The organism is Hydrogenophaga sp., from assembly GCF_041633695.1.
In the GTDB taxonomy this organism is placed as follows: domain Bacteria; phylum Pseudomonadota; class Gammaproteobacteria; order Burkholderiales; family Burkholderiaceae_C; genus Hydrogenophaga.
Window position 1 is genome coordinate 1 of the sequence record NZ_JBFJMY010000336.1, and the last position, 4,632, is coordinate 4,632.

A 4,632-nucleotide genomic window follows, 5' to 3' on the forward strand; every position below is an offset into this window, starting at 1 on the left:
AAGGAATGTAAGCGGCATACAGCGCGGCCTTCTCCTTGATGGAGAGCTGGATCACGCTGGGGCGTGCAGCGGCAGCCGATGGGGATGGAGAGGTGCTCATGAAAGCCGAGTTTAGCGGCAAGCAGACAGATTCAACAAGGCGGCGGCCGTGGCCACCCGCAACCCAAACCACAAAATGTGCACATTGTTTTGCACAAAATCGGTCTTCAAGCCCGGGCGACCGCTGCCGGCGCCCGCCCCTGGCGCTGAAACAGCTGGCGCGTGTGGGCCGCCCAGGCTTCCTGCATCAGTCCGGCGTTGTAGGGGTGCTCGACCGAGCGCGCGGCACCCAGCAGCTCGCGCGACCAAGCCACCAGCACCGGCCACTCGGGCGCAGACGGCAAGTTGGGGTCGGCAAAGAAGCGCGGCGCAGCGCCCGAGGCTTTGGCCATCAGGTCGTGGCAGAGCTTTTGCAGTGCATCCAGTTGCCGGGCCGCTGGCCAGCCCGCCAGCAAGGACCAGTCGCCCTTGGCCAGTGCCTGCGGCAGTTGCGCCCAGGCCTGGGCGCTCAAACCGGCCGCAGCCCAAGCCAGCGCATCGTCGGGCCGCCCGCCCGCCGCCTGGAACCACACTTGCGCCTGTTCGCGGGTGGCCGCCGTGCCTTGGGCCGTGGCCTGCTGCACCAACCAGTCCAGCGCCTCCTGCTGCTCGGGCCAGACCATGGCGTGGGTCTGGGCGCGGCTGCGGATGGTGGGCAGCAGCAGGTGGGCCGCTTCCGTGGCCAGCACAAACCGCACTTCGCCCACCGGCTCTTCCAGCGTCTTGAGCAAGGTGTTGGCCGACTCCATGTTCATGCGTTCGGCCGGGTACACCAGCACCACCTTGGTACGGCCCCGCGAGCGGGTGACCTGGGTGAAACCCACCGCGCCACGCGCCGCCTCCACCCGAATCAACCGGCTGGCTTTGCGTTTTTTGTCGTCGATGTCTTTCTGCGCGCCCTCGTCCAGCGGCCAGCCCAACTCCAGGCTCAAGGTCTCGGGCATGAGCACGCACAAATCGGCATGGGTGCGCACCTCGATGGCGTGGCAACTGCCGCACTGGCCGCAGGCGCCCAGCGCCGTGGGTTGTTCGCACAGCCAGGCGCGCGCCAGCCCCAGAGCCAGCTGGTACTGGCCCAGCCCCGAAGGGCCGGCCAGCAGCAAGGCATGGCCGCGCTGGGACAGCAGGCCGCTGAGCTGCGTTTGCAACCAGGGCGCGAGTTGCGACGTGTTCTGCTGGCTCATGAGCAGGCCTCCAACGGCCGCAGCCAGCCGCGTTGTTCACAGGCCGCCCGGACCCGGGGCCACACCGCTGCCTTGGCCTGATCGGCGTCGATGCGCGCAAACCGGGTGGGCTGTTGTGCCATGCGCTGGGCGTACCCGGCGGCAACCAGGGCGAAAAAATCCACCGGCTGGGACTCGAAACGGTCGGGTACGCGCGCCGAGGCCAGCCGCTCGGCGGCGATTGCGGGGGCCAGATCGAACCAGATCGTCAAGTCGGGCTGCCGTGGCTCGGCACTATCGGTCGGCGCCTGCACCCATTGCTCCAACTGGCTGAGCACGGCCAGGTCAAAGCCCCGCCCGTGACCTTGGTAGGCAAAGGTGGCGTCGGTGAAGCGGTCGCACAGCACCACCTCGCCGCGCGCCAGCGCGGGTTCTATCACCAGACGCAAATGGTCGCGCCGCGCGGCGAACATCAGCAGGGCCTCGCACAGCGGGTCCATGGCATCGTTGAGCACCAGGGTGCGCAGCTTCTCGGCCAGCGGCGTGCCGCCGGGCTCCCGGGTAAGCGCCACCACCCGGCCTTGGGTCTGGAAAGCCTCGGCCAGGGCGGCGATGTGGGTGGATTTTCCCGCCCCGTCGATGCCCTCGAAGCTGATGAAGATGCCTTTGTCTGCCATGCCGCTGGGTCCCTGTGCTTCAGCGCCGCAAGATGAAGCGGCGCACCGCTGCATTGTGCTCGTCCAGCGTGGCGCTGAATTGGCTGAAGCCATCACCGCGCGCCACAAAATACAAGGCCCTGGTCTCGGCGGGCCGCACCGCCGCCAACAGCGACGCCATGGCCGGCATCGCGATCGGCGTGGGTGGCAGGCCGGCACGGATATAGGTGTTGTACGCCGAGTCGCGCTCCAGGTCCCGGCGCCGCAGATTGCCGTCAAAGCTTTCGCCCAAACCGTAGATCACGGTCGGGTCGGTCTGCAAGCGCATGCCGATGCGCAGCCGGTTGCTGAACACGCCGCCGATCATGGCGCGGTCGCTGTCCTGGGCGGTTTCCTTTTCAATGATGCTGGCCAGGATCAGGGCTTCTTCTGGGTTCTTCAAGGGTGTGGTCGCGCTGCGTTGCGCCCAGGCCTCGCTCAGGCGCTGCTCCATGGTCTGGGCCGCCAACTGCAGCACGCTGGATGCGCTGGCATGTTTGACCACGCGGTAGGTATCTGGATAAAACCGCCCTTCCGGGTGCCGCCCCGGTTGGCCAACCAGCGCCATCACCTGGGCCATGGAAAGCCCCTCCAGGTCCTGCGTCAGATCGGGCGAGGCGCGCAGGGCCGCCAGCACCTCGCGGATGTTCCAGCCTTCCAGAAAAACAACGCTGCGCAAGGCCTGCTCACCGCGCACCAGCTTGTCCAGCAGACTGCGTGGCGTGGTGCCGAGCGCCAATTCGTAGGCACCGGCCTTGATTTCGCGTGCATGGCCAGACAGCCGGAACCACGCGTAGAGCACGCTGGAGGGCGTGTCTACACCGGCCTCGACCAATTGCCGGGCCACGGCACGTGCGCTGCTGCCGGGCGTGATCGTCACATCGAGCGGCGCTTCTGCGCGGGTGGCATCGGGCAGCGTCAAGGGCGTGTTCAGCCACCAGACGCCCCAGCCCGCTGCCAGCGTTGCGCTCAACAGTGTGAAAACCAGCAGCTGTTTGAGAAAACGCATGGGGGTGGGAAGTCAACGGGGCCGAGAGGGAAATCGAGCGCCAAAGGCAGCGCTCAACCGGGCCAAAGATGATAATCGACCGCACCAAGCCGCGCCCGCGCGCTTGCTGCTGCTCCCAACACCGCGCCCCGCCATGCCCCAAACCCCCACCTCCGATCTGCCCAACTCCGCCGCCACAGCCTTTGATGCCAGCGGTCTGCACGGTGTCACCCGCCTGCCGCAATGGGGCGTGATACGCGCGAAAGGCGAAGAGGCGGCCAAGTTTCTGCACGGCCAACTGACCCAGGACTTCGCGCTGCTGGGCATGTCAGAGGCCCGGTTGGCGGCGTTTTGTTCGGCGAAAGGGCGCATGCAGGCCAGCTTCATTGGCTTCCGGCGCGATCCCGAGGACATTTTGTTGCTGTGCCACCAGGACGTGCTGGCCGCCACGCTCAAGCGCTTGTCCATGTTCGTGATGCGCAGCAAGCTCAAGATGAGCGACGCCAGCGCGGCGTTTGCGGTCTGGGGCCTGGCTGGGCAGAGCGCGCCCGGCGCCGAGCAACTGCCCACCCCGCCCTGGAGCAAAGCCGAGACGCCCCAAGGCGCCAGCCTGGTGCGCCTGTACCCGTCCGAGGGCGTGGCACGCGCCTTGTGGATCGCACCGGTGGCCGAGGACGGCACCTCACCGAAGCCGCAAGGCCCCGACCTGCCTGCCCCGCTGTGGGATTGGCTGGATGTGCGCAGCGGCATTGCCGCCATCTCCCAACCGGTGGTCGAAGCCTATGTGCCGCAGATGCTGAACTACGAGTCGGTGGGCGGCGTCAACTTCAAGAAAGGCTGTTACCCCGGCCAGGAAGTGGTGGCGCGCAGCCAGTTCCGGGGCACGCTCAAGCGCCGGGCTTTTTTGCTGCACAGCAGCCAGCCTTTGAGCGTGGGACAAGAAATCTTCCACGACAGCGATGCCGAACAGCCCTGCGGCACCGTAGCGTCAGCGGCACCCCACCCCGTGTCCGGCTGGGATGCGGTGGCCTCGCTGCAAGTGAGCGCGACCACGCAAGGCGTGTTGCTCGCCGCCGGTGAAGCCTTGACCCTGCTGCCCCTGCCCTATCCCTTGCTCGACGACATCTGACACCGCATGTGCCTGATCGCTTTCGCCATCAACGCGGATCCGCACTGCCCGCTGCTGATCGCGGCCAACCGCGACGAGGCCTGGGACCGCCCCAGCGCCGCGCTGGCGCGCTGGGCCTTGCCCAATGGGCAGGCGGTGATCGCCGGGCGCGACTTGCGCGACGGCGGTACCTGGCTGGGCCTCACGCCCAGCGGCCGGGTGGCGATGCTGACCAATGTGCGCGATGCCCAGCCCGCGAAAGCCCCACGCAGCCGGGGCGAACTGGTCACACGCTGGCTGCAGGGTGACGCCGACTGGGCCGATTTCAGCGGCGCGCTGCTGGCCCAGGATTACGGCGGCTTCAACCTGGTGGTGGGCGATTTCACCCAAGGTTTTTGGGCCTGTGTCTCGAACCGGCACCCCAAACACCCGCACCGCGCCGAAAGCACGCCGCGCCTGCACACCCTGCCATTGGGTGCTGGCGTCTATGGCTTGTCCAATGCCGCGCTCGACACCCCCTGGCCCAAAACCCTGGCGCTCAAATCCGCGCTCGCCAGCCGCGTGGCGCCGCTGGCAACCGAGGCCGACAAGCTGGAAACA

Annotated in this window: 5 protein-coding genes and 1 pseudogene; 2 read left to right on the forward strand and 4 right to left on the reverse strand. The window is 67.5% G+C overall.

The annotated features are described in order from the left end of the window. The 4 genes and pseudogenes from ABYB95_RS17350 to mltG all read right to left on the reverse strand — a co-directional run. Positions 1-100, reverse strand: a pseudogene (locus ABYB95_RS17350) (pilus assembly protein PilZ); the annotation flags it as partial. A gap of 106 nt (positions 101-206) precedes the next feature. Further along, positions 207-1,262 carry a DNA polymerase III subunit delta' gene (locus tag ABYB95_RS17355; RefSeq protein WP_372659807.1) on the reverse strand — a complete coding sequence of 352 codons (1,056 nt, stop codon included), beginning with the start codon at positions 1,260-1,262 and terminating at the stop codon, positions 207-209. Further along, positions 1,259-1,918, reverse strand: a complete 660-nt coding sequence (gene tmk / locus ABYB95_RS17360) for a dTMP kinase (protein WP_372659808.1) — start codon at positions 1,916-1,918, stop codon at positions 1,259-1,261. The genes ABYB95_RS17355 and tmk overlap by 4 nt, the downstream gene beginning before the upstream one ends. 19 nt (positions 1,919-1,937) lie before the next feature. Next, positions 1,938-2,945 carry an endolytic transglycosylase MltG gene (gene mltG, locus ABYB95_RS17365; RefSeq protein ID WP_372659809.1) on the reverse strand — a complete coding sequence of 336 codons (1,008 nt, stop codon included), beginning with the start codon at positions 2,943-2,945 and terminating at the stop codon, positions 1,938-1,940. Positions 2,946-3,078: 133 nt separating this feature from the next. Between mltG and ABYB95_RS17370 the strand changes: the two genes are divergently transcribed. Together ABYB95_RS17370 and ABYB95_RS17375 are read left to right on the forward strand one after the other, a co-directional pair. Beyond that, positions 3,079-4,053 carry a folate-binding protein YgfZ gene (locus ABYB95_RS17370; protein ID WP_372659810.1) on the forward strand — a complete coding sequence of 325 codons (975 nt, stop codon included), beginning with the start codon at positions 3,079-3,081 and terminating at the stop codon, positions 4,051-4,053. Positions 4,054-4,059: 6 nt separating this feature from the next. After that, positions 4,060-4,632 (forward strand): NRDE family protein (locus ABYB95_RS17375; protein WP_372659811.1); only part of this gene is annotated, 573 nt, incomplete at its 3' end.

What these genes read in the sequence shown, in the direction of transcription:
- ABYB95_RS17355 (WP_372659807.1), bottom strand. Translation starts at nt 1,262, where the DNA reads ATGAGCCAGCAGAACACGTCGCAACTCGCGCCCTGGTTGCAAACGCAG.
- tmk (WP_372659808.1), bottom strand. Translation starts at nt 1,918, where the DNA reads ATGGCAGACAAAGGCATCTTCATCAGCTTCGAGGGCATCGACGGGGCG.
- mltG (WP_372659809.1), bottom strand. Translation starts at nt 2,945, where the DNA reads ATGCGTTTTCTCAAACAGCTGCTGGTTTTCACACTGTTGAGCGCAACG.
- ABYB95_RS17370 (WP_372659810.1), top strand. Translation starts at nt 3,079, where the DNA reads ATGCCCCAAACCCCCACCTCCGATCTGCCCAACTCCGCCGCCACAGCC.